Origin of the sequence: Nocardia caishijiensis NBRC 108228, assembly GCF_001612825.1 — a bacterium.
Classification (GTDB): domain Bacteria; phylum Actinomycetota; class Actinomycetes; order Mycobacteriales; family Mycobacteriaceae; genus Nocardia; species Nocardia caishijiensis.
The window spans coordinates 192,596-215,278 of the sequence record NZ_BDBE01000034.1 but is presented as its reverse complement, the minus strand read 5'-3'; the positions used below and the strand labels follow the sequence as shown (position 1 = coordinate 215,278).

General features: G+C 67.9%; 20 protein-coding genes. 9 read left to right on the top strand and 11 right to left on the bottom strand.

Features of this window, described 5'->3' with window-relative positions; translation table 11 throughout:
- Window positions 1-17: 17 nt before the first annotated feature.
- Window positions 18-1,478, bottom strand: coding sequence for a nitrate/nitrite transporter (locus NC7_RS19200; protein WP_084458604.1), 1,461 nt, complete (start codon window positions 1,476-1,478; stop codon window positions 18-20).
- Window positions 1,479-1,795: 317 nt separating this feature from the next.
- Window positions 1,796-2,983 carry an MFS transporter gene (locus tag NC7_RS19195; RefSeq protein WP_236573519.1) on the bottom strand — a complete coding sequence of 396 codons (1,188 nt, stop codon included), beginning with the start codon at window positions 2,981-2,983 and terminating at the stop codon, window positions 1,796-1,798.
- 377 nt (window positions 2,984-3,360) lie between these two features.
- Between NC7_RS19195 and NC7_RS19190 the strand changes: the two genes are divergently transcribed.
- The 6 genes from NC7_RS19190 (at window position 3,361) to NC7_RS19165 (ending at window position 10,567) form a co-directional block, all read left to right on the top strand.
- Window positions 3,361-4,032, top strand: a complete 672-nt coding sequence (locus NC7_RS19190; RefSeq protein ID WP_067985023.1) for a FadR/GntR family transcriptional regulator — start codon at window positions 3,361-3,363, stop codon at window positions 4,030-4,032.
- A 149-nt stretch (window positions 4,033-4,181) separates the two neighbouring features.
- Window positions 4,182-5,663: an MFS transporter gene (locus NC7_RS19185; protein WP_067985022.1), complete on the top strand. Its 1,482-nt coding sequence runs from the start codon at window positions 4,182-4,184 to the stop codon at window positions 5,661-5,663.
- A gap of 146 nt (window positions 5,664-5,809) precedes the next feature.
- Window positions 5,810-7,654, top strand: coding sequence for an SCO2524 family protein (locus NC7_RS19180; RefSeq protein ID WP_157102075.1), 1,845 nt, complete (start codon window positions 5,810-5,812; stop codon window positions 7,652-7,654).
- Window positions 7,651-8,589 (top strand): SCO2523 family variant P-loop protein, encoded by a 939-nt coding sequence (locus NC7_RS19175; protein WP_236573485.1) that lies wholly within the window; start codon window positions 7,651-7,653, stop codon window positions 8,587-8,589. The genes NC7_RS19180 and NC7_RS19175 overlap by 4 nt, the downstream gene beginning before the upstream one ends.
- Window positions 8,586-9,584 carry an SCO2522 family protein gene (locus NC7_RS19170; RefSeq protein WP_067985017.1) on the top strand — a complete coding sequence of 333 codons (999 nt, stop codon included), beginning with the start codon at window positions 8,586-8,588 and terminating at the stop codon, window positions 9,582-9,584. The genes NC7_RS19175 and NC7_RS19170 overlap by 4 nt, the downstream gene beginning before the upstream one ends.
- Window positions 9,585-9,586: 2 nt before the next feature.
- Window positions 9,587-10,567, top strand: a complete 981-nt coding sequence (locus NC7_RS19165; RefSeq protein ID WP_067985015.1) for an SCO2521 family protein — start codon at window positions 9,587-9,589, stop codon at window positions 10,565-10,567.
- On the opposite strand, the gene NC7_RS19160 is transcribed toward NC7_RS19165, so the two are convergent.
- From NC7_RS19160 to NC7_RS19140, 5 genes are all read right to left on the bottom strand, one after another.
- Window positions 10,568-11,389: a hypothetical protein gene (locus NC7_RS19160; RefSeq protein WP_067985013.1), complete on the bottom strand. Its 822-nt coding sequence runs from the start codon at window positions 11,387-11,389 to the stop codon at window positions 10,568-10,570.
- A gap of 52 nt (window positions 11,390-11,441) precedes the next feature.
- Window positions 11,442-11,939: a GNAT family N-acetyltransferase gene (locus NC7_RS19155; RefSeq protein ID WP_067985011.1), complete on the bottom strand. Its 498-nt coding sequence runs from the start codon at window positions 11,937-11,939 to the stop codon at window positions 11,442-11,444.
- A gap of 100 nt (window positions 11,940-12,039) precedes the next feature.
- Window positions 12,040-12,891 carry a TIGR02569 family protein gene (locus NC7_RS19150; protein WP_067985009.1) on the bottom strand — a complete coding sequence of 284 codons (852 nt, stop codon included), beginning with the start codon at window positions 12,889-12,891 and terminating at the stop codon, window positions 12,040-12,042.
- A 98-nt stretch (window positions 12,892-12,989) separates the two neighbouring features.
- Window positions 12,990-14,171, bottom strand: a complete 1,182-nt coding sequence (moeZ, locus tag NC7_RS19145; RefSeq protein ID WP_067985008.1) for an adenylyltransferase/sulfurtransferase MoeZ — start codon at window positions 14,169-14,171, stop codon at window positions 12,990-12,992.
- A 199-nt stretch (window positions 14,172-14,370) separates the two neighbouring features.
- Window positions 14,371-15,462, bottom strand: coding sequence for a DUF3152 domain-containing protein (locus NC7_RS19140; protein WP_067985006.1), 1,092 nt, complete (start codon window positions 15,460-15,462; stop codon window positions 14,371-14,373).
- Between the two features lie 192 nt (window positions 15,463-15,654).
- Between NC7_RS19140 and fasR the strand changes: the two genes are divergently transcribed.
- Entirely contained in the window at window positions 15,655-16,320 is a 666-nt protein-coding gene (gene fasR, locus NC7_RS19135) for an HTH-type transcriptional activator FasR (protein WP_067985004.1), read from the top strand.
- A 164-nt stretch (window positions 16,321-16,484) separates the two neighbouring features.
- Here fasR and NC7_RS19130 read toward each other — a convergent pair whose 3' ends face one another.
- Together NC7_RS19130 and NC7_RS19125 are read right to left on the bottom strand one after the other, a co-directional pair.
- Window positions 16,485-16,712: a DUF3107 domain-containing protein gene (locus NC7_RS19130; RefSeq protein ID WP_067985002.1), complete on the bottom strand. Its 228-nt coding sequence runs from the start codon at window positions 16,710-16,712 to the stop codon at window positions 16,485-16,487.
- A gap of 98 nt (window positions 16,713-16,810) precedes the next feature.
- Entirely contained in the window at window positions 16,811-17,344 is a 534-nt protein-coding gene (locus tag NC7_RS19125; RefSeq protein ID WP_067985000.1) for a YceI family protein, read from the bottom strand.
- Between the two features lie 100 nt (window positions 17,345-17,444).
- Here NC7_RS19125 and NC7_RS19120 point away from each other — a divergent pair, with 100 nt between their 5' ends.
- Window positions 17,445-18,302, top strand: coding sequence for a helix-turn-helix transcriptional regulator (locus NC7_RS19120; protein ID WP_067984998.1), 858 nt, complete (start codon window positions 17,445-17,447; stop codon window positions 18,300-18,302).
- A 219-nt stretch (window positions 18,303-18,521) separates the two neighbouring features.
- Here NC7_RS19120 and NC7_RS19115 read toward each other — a convergent pair whose 3' ends face one another.
- Together NC7_RS19115 and NC7_RS19110 are read right to left on the bottom strand one after the other, a co-directional pair.
- Complete coding sequence (locus NC7_RS19115) at window positions 18,522-19,211, bottom strand: ferritin-like fold-containing protein (protein ID WP_067984996.1); 690 nt, start codon at window positions 19,209-19,211, stop codon at window positions 18,522-18,524.
- Window positions 19,212-19,239: 28 nt separating this feature from the next.
- On the bottom strand, window positions 19,240-20,292 hold the full coding sequence (locus tag NC7_RS19110) for an alpha/beta fold hydrolase (RefSeq protein WP_067984994.1): 1,053 nt from the start codon (window positions 20,290-20,292) through the stop codon (window positions 19,240-19,242).
- Window positions 20,293-20,724: 432 nt separating this feature from the next.
- Between NC7_RS19110 and NC7_RS19105 the strand changes: the two genes are divergently transcribed.
- Window positions 20,725-22,446 (top strand): DEAD/DEAH box helicase, encoded by a 1,722-nt coding sequence (locus tag NC7_RS19105; protein ID WP_067984992.1) that lies wholly within the window; start codon window positions 20,725-20,727, stop codon window positions 22,444-22,446.
- The last annotated feature ends 237 nt before the right edge of the window (window positions 22,447-22,683 follow it).

The following is a 22,683-nucleotide window of genomic DNA, read 5'->3' as shown; positions in this document are numbered from 1 at the left end:
TTGGTAGTGGTCGGTTGTCAGCGAGCCGACGACTTGGCCGACGAAGCGGTGGATTCGGCCTCGAGGACCAGGCTTTCGGCTTCGACCACGACATCGGAGTCGGAGACCAGGGACGTGGAGCGGGGACGGCGCAGGAACACCGCCCAGGTGACGACCGCGCAGACCACGTAGAAGGCGAGGAACACCCAGAACGCGGTGGTGGCCGAGGCGGTGCTGGCATAGGAGCTGCGCAGCACCATGTTGATGCCGACACCACCCAGGGTGCCGATCGCGCCGACGAAGCCGATCAGGGCGCCGCCGGCGTTCTGCGACCAGGCGGCCTGCTCGGCCCGCGAGCCCGGCAGGCTCTTGGACTTGGCCTCGAACACCGACGGGATGATCTTGGTGACGGCACCGTTGCCGAAACCGGACAGGACGAACAGGGCGATGAAGCCGATGACCAGGAAGGTCATGGTGGCGCCGGAGGCGACCCCGTTGTTGCGGTCGGCCATCGTCGAGGCGGCGATCACGATCAGCGCGGCGGCCATCATGGCGCCGAACGTGCCGAGCGCAACCCTGCTGCCGCCGATGCGGTCGGCCAGCTTGCCGCCGTAGGGGCGCGACAGCGAACCGAGCAGCGGGCCGATGAACGCGATCGAGGCGGCGTGGATCGCGGCCTGGGTGGCGGTGTCGCCACCGGCTTTGAAGCTGATCTGCAGGATCTGGCCGAAGGCGAAGCTGTAGCCGATGAACGAACCGAACGTGCCGATGTAGAGGAAGGCGATGGCGTAGGACTGCGGCACCCGCAGCGCCTTGACCATGTAGGACAGGTCGGCCTGCTGGTTGCGCAGGTTGTCCATGTACAGGGCGGCTCCGACCGCGGTCAGACCGACGAGGACCAGGTAGATCGCGCAGACGAGGTAGGCGTAGTCGCCGCCGAGGATGACCAGCACCAGCAGACCGAGCAGCTGGATCACCGGGACGCCGATATTGCCGCCACCGGCGTTCATGCCGAGCGCCCAGCCCTTGAGTCGCTGTGGGTAGAAGGCGTTGATATTGGTCATCGACGAGGCGAAGTTGCCACCACCGACACCGGCGAACGCGGCCACGATCAAGAAGGTCGTGTACGAGGTGTCCGGCTGGGTGACGAAGTACAGGGTCAGCACCAGCGGCACCAGCAGCAGCAGCGCGCTGAAGATCGTCCAGTTGCGGCCGCCGAAGCGGGCGGTGGCCACGGTGTAGGGGATCCGCAGGAATCCGCCGACCAGCGTCGGCATGGCGACGAGGAAGAACTTGCCCGCCGCATCGATGCCGAACTTGTCGGTCGGCATGAACAGCACCATCACCGACCAGATCGACCACACCGAGAACCCGACGTGCTCGGCGATCACCGACCAGATCAAGTTGCGCTTGGCAACGTCCTTGCCACCGGCCTCCCAGGCCGCGACATCTTCGGCATCCCAGTGCTCGATGTCGTGGTTACGCTTCAGCGTGCTCAAGTTGGGCCTCCCAAAAGTGCGATGGCCCAACGGTAGGAAATGGGTATTGCCGAAATGCTGCGGGAAATTGCGCCTGAATCAACGGTTTCTCACGCTGCCCCGGTCACAGGGGTGAGATCAGCCCTTTTGTTTCGGGCATGTGACACAACGATTTCCGCGCGTAAGAAGGCGGCGAGAATTCAGCGCAAACCCGAGTGAGGGTGTGATGTACACAGCATTCCTCAGCGCGCACAAGTCGGCAACTCGGACGGTGAGAACATGGGTAACTCACCGGGAACGGGCGCACCCACCGGCAGCGCTACCGCCGGACGCCGGTTTCAGTCTCCCCGCGAATGAGTCCGGCCGAAAACGCGGAGAGGCGGGCAGTCTTCGAGCATGCGCGGTTTGCAGGCCTGCCAGGCGCCCGCGAGAAGTACGCCGAGGGCGACGAGCAGCAGACCGAACGGCGCGAGCCAGCCACCGGTCGCGGTGTGCAGGATGCCGAACACCAGCGGGCCGACACAGGCGACCACGTAACCGACGCCCTGGGTGAAACCGGACAGCGCCGCCGAGCCCTGCGGTGTGCGGGTGCGCAGGTTGATGAGCGTGAGCGCCATCGGGAAGGTGCTCGGGCCGAGGCCGAGCAGCACCACCCACAGCAGCGGCGCACTCATCGGCGCGATCAGCAGGCCCGCGAACGCGATGACGAACAGCACCATGCACGCGACGACGACCGGGAACGGGTTGCGCATGCGCGAGACGACGGTCGGCGCACCGAGCGCGGGGATCAGACCGATCAGCGCGAACAGTGCGACCATGTTGCCGCCGAAGGCCGCGCTGGCGCCCGCGTCGGCCAGGATGGTCGGCAGCCAGGTGAACATGGCGTAGGTGGTGAGCGAGGTCATGCCGAACATGCCCGCCATCCCCCAGGCCACCGGGGAACGCCACACCGCGCCCGCGGCCGTCGGTGTCTCGGGCGGCAGGGCGGTGGTGTCGGCTTTGTCGCGGCCACGCCGGTCGCGCAGGACCACCAGCCACGGCACCGCCGCGGCGAAGCCGACGAGCGCCCACACGCCCATCGAGATGCGCCAGCCATGTTCCTCGGCCAACGGCACCGCGACGAACGCGGGGATCACCGTGCTCAGCTGCACCATCACGATGTAGAGCGAGGAGATCGACGCCAGCCGATCGGCGAAATACCGCTTGACCAGCGGCGGAATCACCACATTGCCGATACCCATGCCGAGCAGCGCCACCCCGGACAAGGCGAGCAGCTCGCCGGTGCCGGAGGAGAACACGCGGGCGAGCGAGCCGAATCCGGCCAGCAGCATCGCCAGCAGAACCGTGCGCTCCAGCCCGAACCGCCGCACCGCGAAGGGTGTGACCAGCCCGGCGACACCGAACATGGCGGCCGGCAGCATGCCGAAAACTCCGACGATCGCGGTGCCGTACCCGATGTCGTCACCGATCTGCTCGGCCAGCGGGCTGAACGCGGTGACGGCGGCGCGCAGGGTGAGCGCGGACATGATGATGGCCGCGAGAACCAGCAGCCGACCCTCGATCAGCGACCGCCGGGTGAGCTGGTCGGACTCCGCCCGATCGACCTCGGCAGGCGGATTCGGAAGCGCGCTCCCACCGTCGACCGCATCCCATCGACCATCGACCTGCCCATCCACAGGGGTGAGCCGGGTCAAGGTTTCGGAGGAGGGCGGAGGAGTCACAGACGAAATCATAGGATGACCCGATGACAACCGCCACCAAATGTGAGCGATATCCAACCGTGAGCACATGGGTAGCCGGGCTGACCCACCCTGCTCCCCAAGGCTTGCCGCATCGCCACCCCACCCCCGCGCCTGAGTCTGGCCACCATGCCCGGGGAGGCGGAACAGCTACGCTGGCTCACGTGCAACCCGTCCGGCGCTCCAGCCTCATCGCCCAGGTGACCGAACAACTGCGCGCCGAAATCCGGTCGGGCCGTTGGCCGGTCGGCGGCCGCATCCCCACCGAGCCCGAGCTCACCGAACTCACCGGCACCGGCCGCAATACCGTGCGTGAAGCCGTGCAGGCCCTGGTCCACGCGGGCATGCTCGAACGGCGCCAGGGGTCGGGCACCTATGTGATCGCCACTTCCGAGGTCGGTGGCACGCTCGGCAAGTACTTCGCCGACGCCGAGGAACGCGACATCCTCGAATTGCGCCAGGCGCTCGACACCACCGCCGCCGGCTTGGCCGCACGTCGCCGCGACGACACCGACATCGCCAACCTGCGCCGCCTGCTCGCCGAACGCAACGACCGCGACTGGACCAGACCCGACCCGGTGGCCATCGCCGCCGACGTGGAATTGCACCGCGCGATCGTCGTCGCCAGCCACAACGCCGTGTATCTGGAGTTCTACGACTCGCTGCTGCCGGTGATCGAGCAGGTGATCCACGCGCGCACCGCCAAATCCGACGACGCCTACGACAGCGAGCACATCGAACTGGTGCAGGCCGTCATCGACGGCGACGCCGATCGCGCGATGCAGGCCGCGCGCTGCTTCCTCGGTTCGCTCATCGCCGAATACCCGGACCGCTGAGTTTCGCCGGGTAACCGAGCTGTCACCTCGGCGCCGACGCCTCGGTGAGCCCGAGTTGGCTCGAATGTCACCTGAGGCCATTGTCACGCAACAACCGGCTCCTACCGTTGTCTCGACACCGCATCATGTGCCCGATCGAGAGGAAGCCGATGACCGCGATCGCCGCCACCGGCCAGACGACAGACACCGCGTCGTTCGAATATGAGAAGAAGGGCCGCTGGCTCACCCAGTGGGAACCCGACAATCCGACGTTCTGGGAATCGGGCGGTGAGAAGACCGCCAAGAAGAACCTGTGGTTCTCGGTGTTCGCCGAGAACCTCGGCTTCAGCGTCTGGGTCCTGTTCGGTTCCATCGTCACCGCCATGGGCGCCGCGGGCTTCACGTTCCTGGAGGGCCTCGGCAAGGGCAACCCGACCGCCGTCGCCAACGCCCTGCTGCTGACCTCGGTGCCCACTCTGGTCGGCGCCACCCTGCGCATCCCCTACACCTTCGCCGTCCCCAAGTTCGGCGGTCGGGCGTTCACCGCCTTCAGCGCGGGCATGCTGCTGTTCCCGACGCTCGGCCTGGCGTATTTCATCAACCAGCCGGGCACCCCCATGTGGGTGTTCCTGCTGCTGGCCGCGCTCGCCGGTGTCGGCGGCGGCAACTTCTCGTCCTCGATGGCCAATATCTCGTTCTTCTTCCCCGAGGGCAAGAAGGGCGCCGCGCTCGGCATCAACGCCGCGGGCGGCAATCTCGGTGTGGCACAGACACAATTGGCCGCGCCGCTGCTGATCACGCTCGGCACGCACCTGCTGGCCAAAGACGCCGCGGGCTACCGGTTCGGTCTCACCCTCGCCATCCTGGTCTGGGTGCCGTTCATCCTGGTCGCCGCGTTCGGGGCGCTGCGCTACATGGACTCGATCACCTCGGCCAAGGCCGACGGCAAGTCCTACAAGCTGGCGCTGACCAATCCGCACACCTGGATCATGTCGTTCCTCTACATCGGCACCTTCGGTTCGTTCATCGGATTCTCGTTCGCCTTCCCGACCCTGATCAAGGCCAACTTCCCGCATTTGACCCAGATCGGCTGGATCAGCACAGTCGGTAACCTCGCCTTCCTCGGCGCCCTCGTCGGGTCGTTCAGCCGCCCGGTCGGCGGGTGGATCTCCGACAAGGTCGGCGGCGCGCGCATCACGGTGATCGTCTTCACCGGAATGGCTGTCGCGGTCGCGTTGATCATGACCGCGCTGTCGATGAAGAGCTTCCCGCTCTACCTCGCCGCATTCCTGCTGCTGTTCGTGCTCACCGGCGTCGGCAACGGCTCGACCTACCGGATGATCCCGTCGATCTTCGGCGCCACCGCCAAGAAGTACGCTGCCGAACACGGCATGGAGCTCACCGAGGCACAGGCATCGGCACGCCGTCAGGCGGGCGCCGCGATCGGCGTGATCGGTGCCGTCGGAGCCTTCGGCGGATTCATCCTGCAGCAGGCACTTCGCCTGTCCAACATCAACTTCGGTTCCATGGCCCCCGCCTTCTGGGGCTACGCCGTCGCCTTCGTCGTCATGGCGGGTGTCACCTGGTGGTGCTACCTGCGCACCTCCTTCGCCACCGACAAGGTCCCGTCCCTGGCCTACGCCAACGTCTGACCACCCACCCGACCACGGAGGCCACGCCCGGGACCCGCCCCGGGCGTGGCCTTCGGCCGTGAGCGAAACCTATTACGGCACAACCGATGACAACCCGATGACCGAGTCGGCATACTGGCGTTGCCTGGCTGCACTGGGGGACATCGATGAGAATACGACCGCGCCAACAACTGCTGGATCTGTGGCGTGCCCACCTACGGACCTCGTTCCGCGAGGGGGCATGGGTCTGGGGCGGGCGCGACGGCCGCAACTCGGTGAGCGACGCCGAACAGTTGATGTGCCTGCTGTATCCGTCGAGCGAGCTGGCGAACTTCGCCCTCGATCCGGACAGTATCGCCACCGCCGTCGATGTCGCCTCGGTGACGGCGGTGCTCGGCGAGGACATCCGGGTCGGCGCCGCGCTGGTGGCCAAGCTCGAGGAGTTCTTCGCTACCTACACCGACGCCGAGGGCGAACCGATCTTCCCCGGCGGGAGCTACTTTCGCGATGCGGGCTTCGGCGAACCGACGGCCGCGCAATGCGAACTCGAGGTCGTCGACTCGTATTCGATGTCGCTGAGCCTGTGCATCGCCTCGCTACGTTTTCTGCGCGGTATCGAACGCTATCTCGAACACGAGGTACGACGTGAGGCCCGGCGGCTCAACGAGCGTGTGAAGGCGCTGATTCCCCAGGTGAGTACCAGGCTGACGTGCGCGATGGTCGGCCTGATCCGTAGTTTCGTGATGGACACCCCGCCGTTCTCCTCCCCGCCCGGTCAGCAGATTCTCGACCTGGTGAACCAGACCGGTGCCCCGGCCAAGGAGATCATCGCCGACTTCTCCGCCGCGCTCGGACCCATCCGAGTGCAGGCCGAGACCGATGTTCGCTCCGGTCACCCCGAAGGCATCGACCTGCGCGACGACAACCGTGCCTTCGAATGCGGCTGGACCTGGGGCATCGGCCGCGATGTCGGCCCCCGCGCGGACGTCACCGCCCGGATCGCCACCCAGCCCGGATACGCGGTCACCCAGCCCTATCTCTACTTCACCCTCGTCGCCCTCGACGGCATCAAAGACCTGTACTCCCAACGCACTTCGGAGCCCGACCTGTTCGAGCCGCACCAGGTCGAGCTGGTCGAGTCGCTCAAGCGCCGCGCGGAACTGGCGCAGAAGTACTGGTCGACGATCTCGCGGTTCGGCCGGGGACGCTGGCCGCTCGAGGACCTGCCGTGGCGCACTTCCGACGGCAAGCAGTCCGACTACTACAGCCTGGCCGTGACCGCGTTCCTCATCCAGGACCTGCTGGAGAAGGAATCCACATCAGATCTCGACCGTACCGCGGCGGTGCTGCGTCAGCTGGCCGAACGCGGCCGCATCACCAGCCGCCCGACCCCCGACGATCCGGCCGACCAACTGCACCATCCCGGACTCCTGTTGACGCTCAAGGGATCCGAGGACGTCGACGGCGGCCCGGTGCTCGGCTATCACGTCAACGACTACACCACCCTGCTGCTCAAGCGCAGCTTGCAGGCGGCCCGCCTGGCGCGCGAGGTACCCACCCGTGTGGCACTGCTCGATCTGGCCGAATCCGCGCTTGTGCACCTGGAGGCCAGGGCGATCGCGACCGGTTGTTCGGCCGGTCTGTGGGACAACCTGGGCGGCAACGGTGATACGACCGACCCGGCACCCTCATGGTTCCTGACCGAGCGCGTGATGGAATGCCTCGTCGTCGCGCACAACACCTTCGACCGTCCGCCGTTGGCCGCACCGAGCATGCGTGCTGCCGCGCTGATCAAGATCAGCGAGGCCGATCACCTTTTCATCAAGGAAACCCTGCAGGTCGGCGACGACGTCGACTCCCCGAGATACACCGAGCTCGCCGCGATCGAGGAGTCGCTCACCCAGGCCAACGCGCTCATGGACAAGCAACCGAGCACCGCCGAGGCCCTGGCATACAGCGTCCTGCTCCGACTCGCCGCCCTCGCCTATGCCAGGGAGGACGCCACCCGATGAGCGCTAACGACCCGGCATCGATCCTGGTCTTCGCGACCTCCGACAAGGGCGGCACGGGGCGCTCGGTCACCAGCTGCAATATCGCCTACCGCCTGTGGTTGCGCGGCCTGGACGTGGCCTATGTCGATTTCGATTTCGGTTCCCCGACCGCGGGCGCGCTGTTCGAGATCGGTGGCGTCGAACGCGGTGTCACCGAGGGCCACGGCCTGCATTCCTATCTGCTCGGCCAGACCCGCGAGCCGACCCGGATCAACGTCGGCCGCGACACCGATCGTCCGCAGTTGCGCCGCAACCCGCCCCGGGCGGGCAGCCTGACGTTGCTGCCCGGCGATATCGGCGGCGGCGAATTCGGTTGTAACGACGCCAGTGTGCGGCTGGGCGCCCTCCTGCTCGCCAACCTGCTGAACGAATTCGCCGTGGTGATCGTCGACCTCAGCGCCGGCCGCTCGGTCGCCCTCGAAATCGCGCTGCGCGCCACCGCATCGACGGTGCTGCGCAACCACACCCATCGCTGGCTGGTGTTCCATCGCTGGACCCGTCAGCACGTGCTGGCCGCGGGTGGCCTGGTGCACGGTGCACACGGACTGCTCGAAACCGCGACGGCGTGGGGCCACGCGAAAGCGGATCTGCTGGCCTCGATGCGCTGCGTGCGCACCGCGGTCGCCGAATCGGACTCCACCCGCGTGGCCGACCCGGCCCAGGCGACCTGGCTGAAGGAACAGGCCAACTCGCTGCGCGAACTCGCCACGGCCAACGGCATCGGTGCCGCGATGATGCTCGGCCAGACCCCGATCGAACCCATGCTGCAATGGCGCGAACAGCTGATCCTCGACGCCGATGTCGGCGCCCGCCTGGCCAACCCCGCCACCGTCGCTGCCTACACGAATCTCGCTCGGCGACTGACGGATTCGACGACTTGGGACACAGGCCGATGAGTTCACCGATCTACCGGGAGGCTTCGGAGGAAGCCGATATCACGCCGCTGCCGATGGCCCACCTCTCGATCGAGGTCTGCCATTTCCGGCACGAGGAGATCGTCGACGACACCGACCTGGTCCGCGCGCAGTTCCGGCGCGCGGTGCCGCTGGTCGCCGCGTTCATCGAGTCCGCGCGGGTGGAATTCGGGCCGCAGACACGGGTGAGTACCTGCTATCTCACCGACGACTACTTCCAGCCGCGTTTCACCCCGGCAAAGGTACTGGACCGGCTGTTGGGCGCCGCCGACGAGGCAGGCTTGCGGATCGACTACCTGGCCCGCGAATCGGCCTGTCATCGGGCGCCGAGGTTCGCCGACGGGGTGGCCGTCGGCGAACCCGTCCCGGTGGCCGAGATGGTTTCGGCACGGCTCATCGCCCAGCCCGAGGACGAAGAGGTCGCCACCGGCGGCCGACCGCCGACCACCGAATTCGGCTGGCTGTGCAACGGCCGCCGGGAACAGAACGGCTCCGCCCGCGCGGCCATGCATCCGCAACCATATCGGCCACCGCAGGAGTACGGCCGCGGCGAGCACTCGATCTTCCTCGATGTCGAGTTGTGGCACGACCGTGACGAGGCGGGCAGGCGCTGGTCGTGTCCGTTCCTGGCCGCGGTCTGGCAATTGCTTCGGCTCGGCATGCTGCGCTATCACGGTGCGCCCGTGGTCGATCCACAGTTGTGGACGCCCGATCGGGAGTGGCCCGAGCGCTGGCAGGACCTGCCGCCGGTGATGCGGCTGAACGCGGATGCAGCGCCGTTCACGGCCTATCGGACGCTGTCGATGTTGCCCAAGCGCTATCTGCTCATCGAGTCGGCGGTGCGCGTCATCCTCGACCACCTCGCTCCCGACGACGATGTCGCCGCCCAGGTGGCGGCCCAGGGGCTGGCCGAGCGCGTGCCGATCCCGGCCAAGGTCGTCGAGCGAGTGGGGCATCTGCTGCTGGACGGATCCTGACCGTGCCCGCGCCACCGCGCCGCCCCACCCCGCTCGTGGTACTCGGCGAGATCCGCACCTGCCTGCTGCCCCATTCGCTGACCCTGGACGACCGCGGCACCGTCGAGTTGCTGGCCACCGTTGCGGGCGCGACGGTGGTGCGCCGCGAACGTCCCTGCCCCCTTGCCTTTTCGCCACGCCACGCCACCGGTGTCGACTGTCATCTCGGGTGGGGTCCGAACGCGAACACGACCGCGCGGGTGGTCGGCACCGTCGCGTCGACCGCGATCCTGACCGGCGGACGGATAGCGCAGGTGTCCTCGCACACCACGGTGGTGCGGGCGCAGCAGAAGAAGCGCATGCCGTGGGCGCATTACATCGCACGGATCGGGGTCACCGAGCTCGTCGGCGAACTACCCGACAGCACGGCCGCCGGAAAGCAACTCGCGGCAGGCTATTTCGCCCCGCCCGGCGCCACCACCATCGATGTCGGGTCGATCTGCGCACGGCAGCTGGACAACCTGCGCGCCTCCCCCGTCCTGGATGGGCATCGGCCCCTGCGGGCGCCGACGACGCGGCTGCGCTGGAACGCGATTGTCGGTGGCACCACCGGTCCCGCGGTATCGATGCGGATCGAGGACGAAGAGTTCAGGACTTTGCGGGTGACAGTCAAGGAATCCACGGATCTGCCTGCGGCCCTTCGGTTCTGCGAGGATGTCGCCGTCCACGACTGGCTGCTCACGGTGATCGATGCACGGGTGCGGGCGGCAGAGGGGCTCGACGAGGGGCGTCAGGTGGCCGCGCTCGCTCCGGTGCTCGAGCACCTGACCCACCTGTGGATGCCCGGTGCTCAAGTGCCCACCGCGATGCGCGCACCCTGGCGGGATCTGCAAACGGTGGCGGGGCTGTCCAAACAGTGGACCGCCCGCGTCGAACAGATCCAGCGCCGCATCGACGTCGCCACCTATCACGCCGTGCGCGGTACCAACGCGCCGGGACGCTGATCAGAGCCGGAACCACCGCCGTACCAGCAGGGCGAAGAACACCGACATCGAGACCGCGCCAAGGCATGCCTCGGTGGCGAACAGCAGCTTGGCCTGCGGTTCCATCCCGGCCACATTGTTCGGATCCAGCGGGTTCAGGAACGTCAGCACCGCCAGATAGACGACATCTGTCGGTGATTTCGTGCCGGCCAGCAGCAGGGCGAGACCGACGAACACCGCGATCTGCACCACCACCCAAGCCAGCAACCGGAACGGCCGATATCCGTAGCCGCACAACAGATCCGCCGCGAGGCTCGCACCCCGGGCCCACCCCGGCGGCAGCGTCGCCCGGCGCGCCCGCGCCAAGGCGAACCCGCACCGGTCCTCGGCGTCGGAGTTGTGCGCGTGGCGATAGAGCTCCATCGCCGCGGTCCACGCGCGCACCGCGTGCGCGGGCAGCTCGTGGCGACTCAGCGCCGCGCCGAGTTTCTCGAATTGTGTTGCGAGCAGAGCATTCTGGGTGGGACTCAATCGCAACGGGCCGCGGAACTCGATGTCGGCCGCGATCAACCCGGCGATCAGCGGCTTGCGGGCGCGCCAGAGTTCGTCGTCCGGGCCGGGTTCGCAGGCACGGTCGTAGACATCGCCGAAGCGCAGTCTGCTGTCGGGTTGGACGACAAGCAGTTCGGGATCGTCGAGGAACCCGGCGACGACCCGGTCGAAGTCGTCCAGGCTGTCGGCCTCGGCTGCCGAGTCGAGCCTGATGGCGTAGTCGTGTGCGCGGTCCTCGATGAGCTCACCGACCGGGTCGTGCCCTGACCGCGACCCCCCGCCCATCGCCATCTCGTGCTCCCCGCGTCCCGCCACCCCGAATCAAGTTCCAGAGTAACGGTTCTCACCTGTGGTCGGCAGCAGAGATCCTACGCAGCTTGTAGACCAGCACATCGCGTGGCTGGCCCTCGCCGAAATACGTTTCGTCGTGCACGCGCAGCACGAACCCGACGTCCTCGAACAGGCTGTAGGCGGTGACGTTCTTCGGGTCGACGGTCAACCAGATCTCGTCCGCGTCGCCTTTTTCCTGACACAGGGCGATGGTGCGCGCCAGCAGCCCCCGCCCGTAACCGCACCCGCGGCGATCGGGTGAGACCGCGAGACTCAGCAGCCAGGCCCGCGACCCCTCGCCCATGATGGTCAGCGCGTAACCGACCACTTCGTCGTCATTGCCGGGCTCGACGGCGACGACGCTGCGGGAACTGTCGGCCTGCAGCAGCTGCCGTAGGACGAAGAAGGGGTAACGGTCGGCCGGAAAGGCGGCCCCGTCGATGAGCTGAATGTCGGGCAGGTCGCTCGGTGTCGGCTCCCGATAGCGAACTGTCTCCTCGATGGTGGTCATCTGCTCCCTTGCGTTCGCGCACAAGAACACCCTGATATCAAGCCTAGACGCCCGGCCCCGCTCGCTCACATCGAAACGAGGGGAAGTGTACTCAGCCGCCTCAGAGCACCAGACGGACCATGTCCGCGGTGCGCGCGAGGCCCGGGAAGGCCTCGGGGGTGGAGCGGGGGTGCAAGGCATGCACGGCGAGGCGGAAGATCAAGGCGCGCAACAACATTTGCGGCCATTCGGGCAGCGTGGACCAGCGTTCCAGGAGGCCGTCGTCACCGCCACCCCAGGCCAGCGCGTCCACCACGACCACGCCTGCCGCCCAGGCGGCGGGGCGCCAGTACGGGGTGATGTCGGTGAGGCCGGGGGCGTGGGTGCCGGAGAACAGGACCGTGCCGAACAGGTCGCCGTGCACGAGTTGGTCGGGGCTGCGGACCGGTTTGCGCAAGGTGGCCAGCTGGCCGATCAATTCGAGGCTGCGCTGGCCGTCGGGGGTCGCGGTGAGGGGGACGCCGCCCGCGCGCAGGGTGCGCAGCGGCACCGATTCCCAGGCGGCCCGGTCGGCGGCGACGAACACGTCCACATCCACCCACGGCGCGACGGGTGGCTGCACCAGGAAACGCGGGCGCTCCAATTGTGCTGTCGCCTTGTGTAATCGCAGCGACACCGACACCACCTCGTCGTGGCGGGGTTCGGGGGCGCCGTCGATGAAGGTGTCGGCACGCCAGCCCGACACCACGTAGCGGCCGTCGGTGGCACGCACCGGACGCGCGACGCGCACACCGTCGACGGCGAGGGTTTCGCGCACCTTGGCCGACCACGCCGCGCGGGCGTGATCGGCCACCGGGCTCAGCACCACATCGCCGAGCCGCCAGCCACCGTCCCAGTCACCGAGGGAGACCGGCGTCACTTCTCGAAGACCGAATGTGGCCCGCACATGCTCGGGTGGTTCGACTGAAGTCACTGACGTCACGGCCGTACCGTAACCCTGAGGACGCGTCAACAGCCCGAAGGCACGCTGGCACGCGACCCCATTGCGACCTCCCCGCAATCAACGGCGGATCAGTACACGGGCAGCGACGGATCGACCTGCTTGGCCCAGGCAACCACGCCACCCTGCAGGTGCGTGGCGTCGGCGAAACCGGCGCGCTTGAGCGCCGCCAGCGCCTCGGCCGAGCGGATCCCGGTCTTGCAGTGCAGCACGATCGGCTTGTTCTGCGGCAGTTCCGAGAGCGCCTCACCGGAGAGGATGCGGTCCTTGGGGATCAACGTCGCACCGTCGATGTGCACGATGTCCCACTCCACCGGCTCGCGCACGTCGATGAGTTCGACCTTGTCGGCGTCGAGCAGGTCCTTCAGCTCGGCGGCGGTGACGGTCGACCCGGCGGCGGCGGCCTGGCCCTCCTCCGACACCACACCGCAGAACGCCTCGTAGTCGATCAGTTCGGTGATCGGCGCACGTTCCGGATCGCGGCGCAGCTTGATGGTGCGGTAGTTCATGTCCAGTGCGTCGTAGACCATCAGACGGCCGAGCAGCGTCTCACCGATGCCGGTGATGAGCTTGATCGCCTCGGTCACCATCACCGAACCGATCGACGCGCACAGCACCCCGAGCACGCCGCCCTCGGCGCAGGACGGGACCATGCCCGGCGGCGGGGCCTCCGGGTACAGGTCGCGGTAGTTGATGCCACGCCCGTCGGGTGCGTCCTCCCAGAACACCGACACCTGGCCCTCGAAGCGGTAGATCGAGCCCCACACGTAGGGCTTGCCCGCCAGCACGGCGGCGTCGTTGACCAGGTAGCGGGTGGCGAAGTTGTCGGTGCCGTCGACGATCAGGTCGTACTCGCCGAACAGCTCGACGGCGTTGTCGGGTTCGAGGCGGATCTTGTGCAGCCGCACGTCGATTCCCGAATTGATCTCGAGGATCGAATCGCGGGCGCTGTCGGCCTTGGACCGGCCGATATCGGACTCGCCGTGGATGACCTGGCGCTGCAGGTTCGACATGTCGACCTCGTCGAACTCGACGATCCCGAGCGTGCCGACGCCCGCGGCGGCCAGATACAGCAGGGCGGGCGAACCGAGACCGCCCGCGCCGATCACGAGCACCTTGGCGTTCTTCAACCGTTTCTGACCGTCGACACCGAGATCGGGGATGATCAGGTGGCGGCTGTACCGCGCGACCTCGTCCTTGGTCAGTTCCGCCGCGGGCTCGACGAGCGGCGGTAGGGACCCGTTGAAAGACACGTTGGAACTCCTGTGTTCTTGGCGGCTGGCGCCGCGGGTTTGCGGCCTGTTCCCTTGATCTTCCCTCCCGGCGGGCAGTCCTTCGTCGCACCCTCTGGTCGGTCCAGATCAAGGCGGCCGCAAACCGGTGGCCGTGTGTACCTACAACACTGCCCGCCGCACTGTTCTTCCCGCCCATGCTCTCGCACCGGCGCAGCTGTCAGCCGCGCGGGTACGGCCAGGGGTTGAAGCGGCAGGTCTTGCCGTCGGGCGGGACCACACCGTGCGGGTCGAGCTGGGCGATGTCGTTGTTCTTGGTGCCGAACGTCTGCTGCATCATGATCGGCGCCAGGCCGCCCTCGGTCTCGCACGGCTGGTGGCCGTGGTAGCCGATGGCGTGGCCGACCTCGTGGTTGACGAGGTACTGCCGGTAGGAACCGATGTCGCCGTCGAAGGCGAGCGCGCCGCGCACCCAGCGCGCCTCCGACAGCACCACCCGGTCGATGCCCGCGTTGTAGCACGACGAGTCGATGGGGATCTCGAACCCACATGCGGCGCGGGTGCTTTCGCGGGAGGTGAGCGAGAGCCGGAAGTCGGGTTCGCCGACGTCGATGCGCTGGAAACCGAACTTGGGGTCCTTGGTCCAGCTCTTGGGGTTGGCCAGGGTGGTCTCCACCATCTTGGCCACGGCCACGTCGCCACCATAGGCCGAGGTGTCGATGCCGTCCTCCACCTCGACGGTGTAGCGGAACACGCGTTCGGTGCCGGCCCCGACCTGCGGGCCCGCGCCCGGCACCACATGCCAGGTGCCCGCGCCGCGCTCGACGAACACGCCGCCCTCGGGCAGCGCGCCGAGCGGCAGATCGGCGGGGAACTTCCCGTCGCCGGGCGGTGCGCCGATGATGCCGGACTGCGCGACGCCGGGACTCAACGCACCGAACCCTGGATCGACCGGTACGGGCCTCGGCCCGGTGCGCAGGGCGTCGACGATCACGAAGACCGTCACCGCCAGCAACACCGGCAGCGCGTAGGCGCGCCAGCCGTAGATGGAGACGAAGCGACCCATGGCGCTCTGCTTCTTGGCGTCACGCTGCGGGCTGCGTGGCCTGCCGGTGTCCGCCTCGGTGGGATCCCAGCGCGCGCGCAGGGGCTGGCGCGATCGGTCGGCCGGTTGATACAGCCCGAGGGGGTCGTAGACCTGCAGGTCCCGCCCTTCTGACTCCGAAGTCACTGCACCGGACTCGGTGGTTTGCGTGGGGCGAGCGACATCGCGCCCGCCGCCGGATGGTCGTTCCGGGCGGTCGGTCACCACACCAGATTCTCACAGTGGCCAAATCGATGACGCGGTGGCCGGAGAAGATCCGCCGGTTACGGCCCGGCGAACCGTCCCGCCTGGTACTACATTTCCGTAGGCGATACTCCGGGGGAACACTGTGCGAGTATCGTTCGTGGGACATCGGCCGAACATTCGCCTGGCCTGGTGTAGTCGACAAAGAGAGCCGAGATGACTGACCTCGTGGACCGCATGACCTCGCGCCGATCGGTGCCGGAGACGGTCCCGGCAAAGCGCGGTACCCGCCTGCCTCGCGACGAGCGACGGCAGCAACTGCTGCTCGCGGCGAGCGAGGTGTTCGTCCAGCGCGGCTACCACGCCGCGGGCATGGACGAGATCTCGCAGGTGGCCGGTGTCAGCAAGCCGGTGCTCTACCAGCACTTCGCGAGCAAGCTGGAACTGTATCTGGCGGTGCTGCAGAACTACGTCGACATCCTGGTGTCGAGTGTGCGCCAGGCGCTGCGCTCCACCACCGACAACAAGCAGCGCGTGCGCGCCGCCGTCGCCGCCTACTTCGACTTCGTCGACAACGAGATGCAGGGCTTCCGCCTGGTCTTCGAATCCGACCTCACCAGCGAGCCGCAGGTGCAGCGCCGGGTGGAACAGGCCACCGAGGCCTGCGTCGACGCGGTGTTCGACCTGGTCGCGCACGACTCGGGGCTCGATCCGTACCGGGCCCGTATCCTGGCCGTCGGCCTGGTCGGCGCGAGCCAGTTCTCCGCGCGGTACTGGCTGGAGGCCGACCGGCCGGTTCCCAAGGACGAGGCCGTCGACACCACCGTGGCCCTGGCCTGGGGTGGCCTGAAGCACGTGCCGTTCCGCCTCTCCGGGTCATAAGGCCAGACCTGGGTGCGTGGGGAGTTCCGGAGGCGGCAAGCTCTCTGGAGGTGGCTGGGTCAGCCCGTGCCCGGTGAGTTACCCATGTACTTGCGAGATCAGTTGTCACTTGCGTGACGCGGAAAGGCCCGCCTTCGTGAAGGCGGGCCTTTGTGTTTCGCGGGTTACACCGTGGCGAAGCCGACGCGGCCGACGGCCGGGGAGCCGATCTCCACATAGGCGACCTTCGCGGCCTGGATCAGGAACATCCGGTTCTTGTCGTCGGTGAGCTTGACGACGCCACCGGAGCCGCTGAGGGCATCGGTCACCAGCGCCTCGATCTCGTCAGGGCTCTGCGAGCTGTTGATGACGAGCTCCCGAGGGCTATCCGAAATACCGATCTTGACCTCCACGGCCAACCTCCGAACGTAAGAGTCCTGTGTTGTCGTCTCCCAGGTTAATGCAGCCGCTCGGCCCCGGTGACACACCTGCCTGCGCTGTGAGCGAACGGTCAGGGTTCGACGAGTTCGATGTCGAGTTCGATCTTCACCGTGTCCGACAGCATGCCCGGCATGGGCCCGCCGACACCGAAATCGGTGCGCTTGATGGCACCGGTCGCGGAGAAGCCCGCGTGGCGCGAACCGTCGGGGAAGTCGCCGACGCCGCCCCATTCCACCTCGAGGGTGACCGGCTTGGTGACGGTGCCGAGGGTGGCCTCACCGGTGACGGTGAAGGTCTCCGCGACGCGGACCGGCTCGGTGGCGCGGAAGGTGAGGGTGGGACGGTTGGCGACGTCGAGGAAGTCGGCATTGCGCACGTGGGCGTCGCGGTCGGCGTTGCCGGTGTCGAAGGAGTCGAGGTCGATGGTGGCGCCGATGATGGCGGCACCGGATTCGTCGACAACGAACTCGGTCTCGAAACGGGTGAAGCCGCCGCGCACCTTGGCGATGCCGAGGTGGCGAATGGTGAACGAGACCGACGAATGGCTGCGGTCCAGCGCCCAGGATCCGGCCTTCAGCTGCTGTGTCTGTGTCGAAGAAGTCATGCCCCCAGCCTGACCGGACCGTGGTCCGTTAACCAGACCGCCGTTATCCTGGACCTGGCAGGGCCAGGCTGGCGAGGCCGGGACCAGGAAGGATGGTGTCATGCCCGACCAGCCACCAGCCCGCTCGACCTTCGCCGAACTGCTCATCGCCCGCCGCGCGGAACTGCGGCCCGAGGACGTGGGCCTGCCCGGTGGTGGGCGCCGCCGCACACCGGGCCTGCGCCGCGAGGAGGTCGCGGTGCTGGCCGGAGTGAGCGCGGACTACCTGGCGCGTCTGGAACAGGGCCGCGACACCAACCCCTCTCCGGCGGTGGTCGACGCCCTGGCCACCGCGTTGCGCTTCAACGACACCGAACGTGCGCACTTCGGCTGGCTGGCACTGACCACCAGCAAGGAAGCCCGGTGCCCGAGTACGGCTTTCGACCCGGAGCTCGATCAGGTGACGCCCGCGCTCACCGCCGTGCTCGACGCCCTCACCCCGACCCCGGCGTTCGTCCTCGGTCCGCGCGCGAATGTGCTCGCCTGGAACGACTCGTGGGAAGACCTCGTCGCCCCGCTCGGCCTGCTCGACGACCCCGAGCAGGTGAACCTGGCGGTGTGGGCGTTCCGGCACCCGCTGGCGCGCACCACCGTCACCGACTGGCCGCAATACGCCGACCTGCTCGCCGATCAGCTGGCCCGCACCAGACTGCGCCGCCCCGAGGACGAGAGCATCACCTCGACCATCGAATTCCTCAGCGCGGAACCGGAATTCGCCCGCCGCTGGCAACCGCACCGACTCGCCGAGAACCTGCCGACCCTCCTCGGCCTCGAACACCCGAACCGAGGCACACTCACTTTCACCGTGCAAACCCTCTCGGCCGACAACGACCAGCAGATCGTCATCTGGCTCCCCCGCGAAACCGCCGCCCGCGCACCGGAATTGCGCCTGGTGCACCAGCAGGCAGCCAACGGCTGACAGATCACGCGAGAACCCGGGTCACCAGCACGGGCTACGACCACCACTGCCCCGCCCACCGACCCAGACCTCCCCGCACCTGAATCCAGCCTGAGTCCCGGTGAGAAAGGCAAGCACATGGGTAACTCGCCGGTACGAGCCAACCCAGCCAGTCCCCCAAGCTTGCCGCGTTCCCAGGTCGCCCCGCACTCGAGTCCGGCCAAAGACCCGGAGAGGCGGCTACAGCCCTAGTTGGGCCATGCGGGCGGCGTGGCGTTCCTGCATGCGGTCGAACAGCGAGACGATGCCGTTGAGGTCGCCCGTGGCGGCCAGCACCAGTTCGGCCAGCTCGTCGCGCTGGGCCATCACGTACTGCGCCTGGGTGATGGCCTCACCGAGCAGTCTGCGGCCCCAGAGGGTGAGCCGGTCACGTTCGGACCGGCTGGCGGTCACGGCGTTGCGGACCTCCTCGACCACGAACTGCGAATGCCCGGTCTCGGCCAGCACGTCGCGCACCACGTCGGCGACCTCGGCGGGGAGCGCACCGGCGATCTCGGTGTAGAAGTCGGCGGCCAGACCGTCACCGACGTAGAACTTCACCATCGACTCGAGCCACGTCGAGGGGTCGGTGGAGGCGTGGTAGGAGTCGAGGGCGCCCTGGTACTGGTCCATCGCCTGTTCGGCGTCGACGCCGCGGGTGGCCAGCGCCGCCTCTAGTGCCTCGAAGTGCGCCAGCTCGGCGGCGGCCATCTTGGCCACCGCCACCCGCCCGCGCAGCGACGGCGCGAGCTTGGCTTCCTCGGCGAGTCGGTAGAACGCGGACAGCTCGCCGTAGGCGAGGACCGCGAACAGTTCGGTCACCCCTGGGTGATCGGCGGACAGCGGTGTGGTCGAGAAGGCTTCCGGCGCGGCAGAGGTGTGGGCTCCCATGACCGCCAATCGTAGTCGCGCTCGGGGTTCAGTCGCGTTCGGCCAGGAATTTGTCCAGGTGCACCCAGGTGGTGTCGTGCGCCTGCGGTCCGGTGAGCATGCCGAGGTGACTGCCGGGCACGACCTCGTAGGTCACCGAGGGCGACCCGGTGAGGGTGCGCAGACCGCGTTCGACGGCGGCCTTGGGCGTGATCACGTCGGCGGTGCCACCGAACAGCAGCACCGGCACTCGCACGTCGGCGAGGTCGATGGTGCGCTCGCTCAGGTGCACCCGGCCCTTGCCGATGTCGTTGGCCAGGATGAACCGGCCCCAGAGCTGTCCGTAGAAGCGGCCGGGGTAGCCGGGCATGGCGGCCTGGAACCGGTCGATGGATTCCATCCTGGCCAGTGTCTCGGTGCGGGCGATATTGCTGGCGATGAACATCGGCCGCGCCAGTTCCCGGTCGAAGGCGGCGACCCGGTAGGCGAGCTTGGTCAGCGGCGCGGGGATGCCGCCGACGGCGCGCACCACCCCGGTGACCGCCTTGCCGCCGGTAAGCCGGGCGACCGCCCGCACCTGCGGCATGCCGAGCATCTTGTCGTAGTCCAGCGGCGGGCCGACTCCGGTGACCGAGCGGATCGGCAGCTCGGCATTCGCCGCGGCGGTGAGCAGGGCGAAGATGCCGCCGATGGACCAGCCGATCAGGTCGACGGGCGCGCCGCCGCGATCGGCGCTGACGCGGCGGATCGCCTCGGGCAGGATGTCGAGCACCCAGTCCTCGAAACCCATCCGCCGGTCGGCGAAGCCGATCTCGCCGTAGTCGACGAGGTAGGTGGGGCGGCCGGTGGACACCAGGTGCCGGGCCAGGCTCTGGTCCGCGCGCAGGTCGTAGCAGGTGGCGGGCGCCGCCAGCGGCGGAATCAACAGCACAGCGGAATCGGTTGTGGCCGAGACGTTTCCGGCGTCGTAGCGGCGCAGCAAGCGATGCGGTTCGTCCCACAGCACGGTCGAGGGCGCGGGGTCGGGCGCCTCGATGCCGTCGCCGAAGCTCAGGGCCCAGGCATTGCGCGCGGCGGTGGTGACGGTGTCGGTGATGCTCACGACAAGAAATGTCTCACATCCCGGTACCAGCGGTTACAGTGACCTCTATTACATCCGCGGCACGCGCGAAAACCGGAAACGATGAATTGCGCTGTGACGCACCACGTATGCACCCCTGCACCGGCGGCGATTTCGATTTCCGCGCAACGCCCGAACGGCGCGAAATTCGGATTGCGCAGAATATCACGCTACAATCACTGTGGACAACGCTAGTTTCGTAGCCCCGGCACACTTCGTGGGCGCGTCACACCACCGGCGCACAGCGCCATCCGGCGGCGTTGACCAGGAAAATGTGCGCGCACCGAATCCGTATCACCGATGCGCCGCGCCGATGACGCAGACGCGATCGGCGCTGGCCCGGGGAGTATCACAGGCGGATATGTGGTCGTCGCGGGCCGACCGGCCCGCCCCACCTCGTGCGTGCGAGATGCGATGACGAGGAAGGCACGAACCCTGAGCAAGATCACTGTCGAACAGGAACCCGGTGTGGCCGACACCCTACTGACGGCCGAGCTGGACGACACCCACACGCCCCCGAGTTTCGCCGAATTGGGAGTGCGCGAAGAAATTGTGCGCGCGCTCGGCGAGATCGGTATCGAACGCACCTTCGCGATTCAGGAACTCACCCTGCCGCTGGCGCTGGCCGGGGAGGATCTCATCGGCCAGGCCCGCACCGGTATGGGTAAAACCTTCGGTTTCGGTGTGCCGCTGCTGCACCGTGTCGCCACCGCCGACACCGGAACCACCCCGCTCGACGGCACGCCCCGCGCGCTGATCATCGTGCCGACGCGTGAGCTGTGTATCCAGGTGTCCAAGGACCTGGAGAACGCGAGCAAGTACCTGACCAACCACCAGGGCCCGCTGAAGGTCGCCGCCATCTACGGTGGTCGTCCCTACGACTCCCAGATCGCCGATCTGAAGAAGGGCGTCGACGTGGTCGTCGGCACCCCGGGCCGTCTGCTCGACCTGGCCAACCAGAACCACCTGATCCTCGGCAAGATCGGCGTGCTCGTGCTCGACGAGGCCGACGAGATGCTCGACCTCGGCTTCCTGCCCGATATCGAGCGCATCCTCACGATGGTTCCCGAGAAGCGTCAGACGATGCTGTTCTCGGCGACCATGCCCGGGCCGATCATCACCCTCGCCCGCACCTTCCTGACCAAGCCAACGCACATCCGCGCCGAGCTGGCCGACGATTCCGCGGTGCACGATCGCACCAAGCAGTTCGTCTACCGCGCACACGCGATGGACAAGGCCGAACTGGTCGCGCGCGTGCTGCAGGCGGAGTCCCGCGGCGCGACGATGATCTTCACCCGTACCAAGCGCACCGCGCAGAAGGTGGCCGACGATCTGGCCGAGCGCGGCTTCAAGGTCGGCGCCGTGCACGGCGACCTGAACCAGGTGGCCCGCGAAAAGGCGCTCAACAAGTTCCGCAACGGCACCATCGACGTGCTCGTCGCCACCGATGTCGCCGCCCGAGGCATCGACATCGACGATGTCACCCACGTCATCAACTACCAGTGCCCCGAGGACGAGAAGACCTACGTCCACCGCATCGGGCGCACCGGCCGCGCGGGCCGCACCGGCGTGGCGATCACCCTGATCGACTGGGACGAGCTGCACCGCTGGGAGTCGATCGACAAGGCGCTCGGCCTGAACATGGCCGATCCCGCCGAGACGTATTCGCGGTCGCCGCACCTGTACTCCGACCTCGGCATCCCCGAGGGGGTCACCGGTGTGATCCGTCAGCCGAAGCCGCAGCGCGATGAGGACGCGGTGGTGGTCGAGCGCACCGAGCGCCCCAAGACCACCCGCACCCGTCGCCGGACCCGAGGCGGCAAGGCCGAAACCGCCGAGACGACCGAGACCACCTCCTCGGAAACCGGCACCGAGGAGTCGGCGGCCGTCGACACCACCGACGGCGACAAGCCCGCCCGGCGCCGCCGTCGTCGCCGCAAGCCCGCCGAGGGCGCCGACGCGGCCACCACGGATTCGGCTGTCACCGATTCGCCCGCCCCTGATCCGGCCCCGGCCGATTCGGCACCCGCCGAGGCGAGCGATTCCACCGACACCGAGCCCAAGCCCGCTCGCCGCCGCCGTCGCCGCAAGCCCGCTGACACCAGCGCCGACACGCAGGTAACCGTCGACGCCTGACCGCACCCAGCACCGCCCGAAACGGCCCGCCATCACCCGATGGCGGGCCGTTCGCGTACTCACCCGGCATTCATTGCCCACCACCTCACCTCGCCGCAGGCAGAGCTCTCACGATCCCGCCCCGAAGCAGCAGGCGAGTACATGGGTAACTCACCGTGGACGAGCTGACCCACCCACCTCACAAGAGCTTGCCGCGTCCCCAACCAGCCTTGCGCCTGAGTCTGGCCATAGACGCGG

Excerpts from the sequence above, each read along its gene's own strand:
- NC7_RS19120 (WP_067984998.1), top strand. The coding sequence starts at position 17,445 with ATGCCCGACCAGCCACCAGCCCGCTCGACCTTCGCCGAACTGCTCATC.
- NC7_RS19175 (WP_236573485.1), top strand. The coding sequence starts at position 7,651 with ATGAGCGCTAACGACCCGGCATCGATCCTGGTCTTCGCGACCTCCGAC.
- NC7_RS19155 (WP_067985011.1), bottom strand. The coding sequence starts at position 11,939 with ATGACCACCATCGAGGAGACAGTTCGCTATCGGGAGCCGACACCGAGC.
- fasR (WP_067985004.1), top strand. The coding sequence starts at position 15,655 with ATGACTGACCTCGTGGACCGCATGACCTCGCGCCGATCGGTGCCGGAG.
- NC7_RS19125 (WP_067985000.1), bottom strand. The coding sequence starts at position 17,344 with ATGACTTCTTCGACACAGACACAGCAGCTGAAGGCCGGATCCTGGGCG.
- NC7_RS19105 (WP_067984992.1), top strand. The coding sequence starts at position 20,725 with ATGACGAGGAAGGCACGAACCCTGAGCAAGATCACTGTCGAACAGGAA.
- NC7_RS19160 (WP_067985013.1), bottom strand. The coding sequence starts at position 11,389 with ATGGCGATGGGCGGGGGGTCGCGGTCAGGGCACGACCCGGTCGGTGAG.
- NC7_RS19170 (WP_067985017.1), top strand. The coding sequence starts at position 8,586 with ATGAGTTCACCGATCTACCGGGAGGCTTCGGAGGAAGCCGATATCACG.
- NC7_RS19180 (WP_157102075.1), top strand. The coding sequence starts at position 5,810 with ATGAGAATACGACCGCGCCAACAACTGCTGGATCTGTGGCGTGCCCAC.
- NC7_RS19115 (WP_067984996.1), bottom strand. The coding sequence starts at position 19,211 with ATGGGAGCCCACACCTCTGCCGCGCCGGAAGCCTTCTCGACCACACCG.
- NC7_RS19185 (WP_067985022.1), top strand. The coding sequence starts at position 4,182 with ATGACCGCGATCGCCGCCACCGGCCAGACGACAGACACCGCGTCGTTC.
- NC7_RS19195 (WP_236573519.1), bottom strand. The coding sequence starts at position 2,983 with ATGTCCGCGCTCACCCTGCGCGCCGCCGTCACCGCGTTCAGCCCGCTG.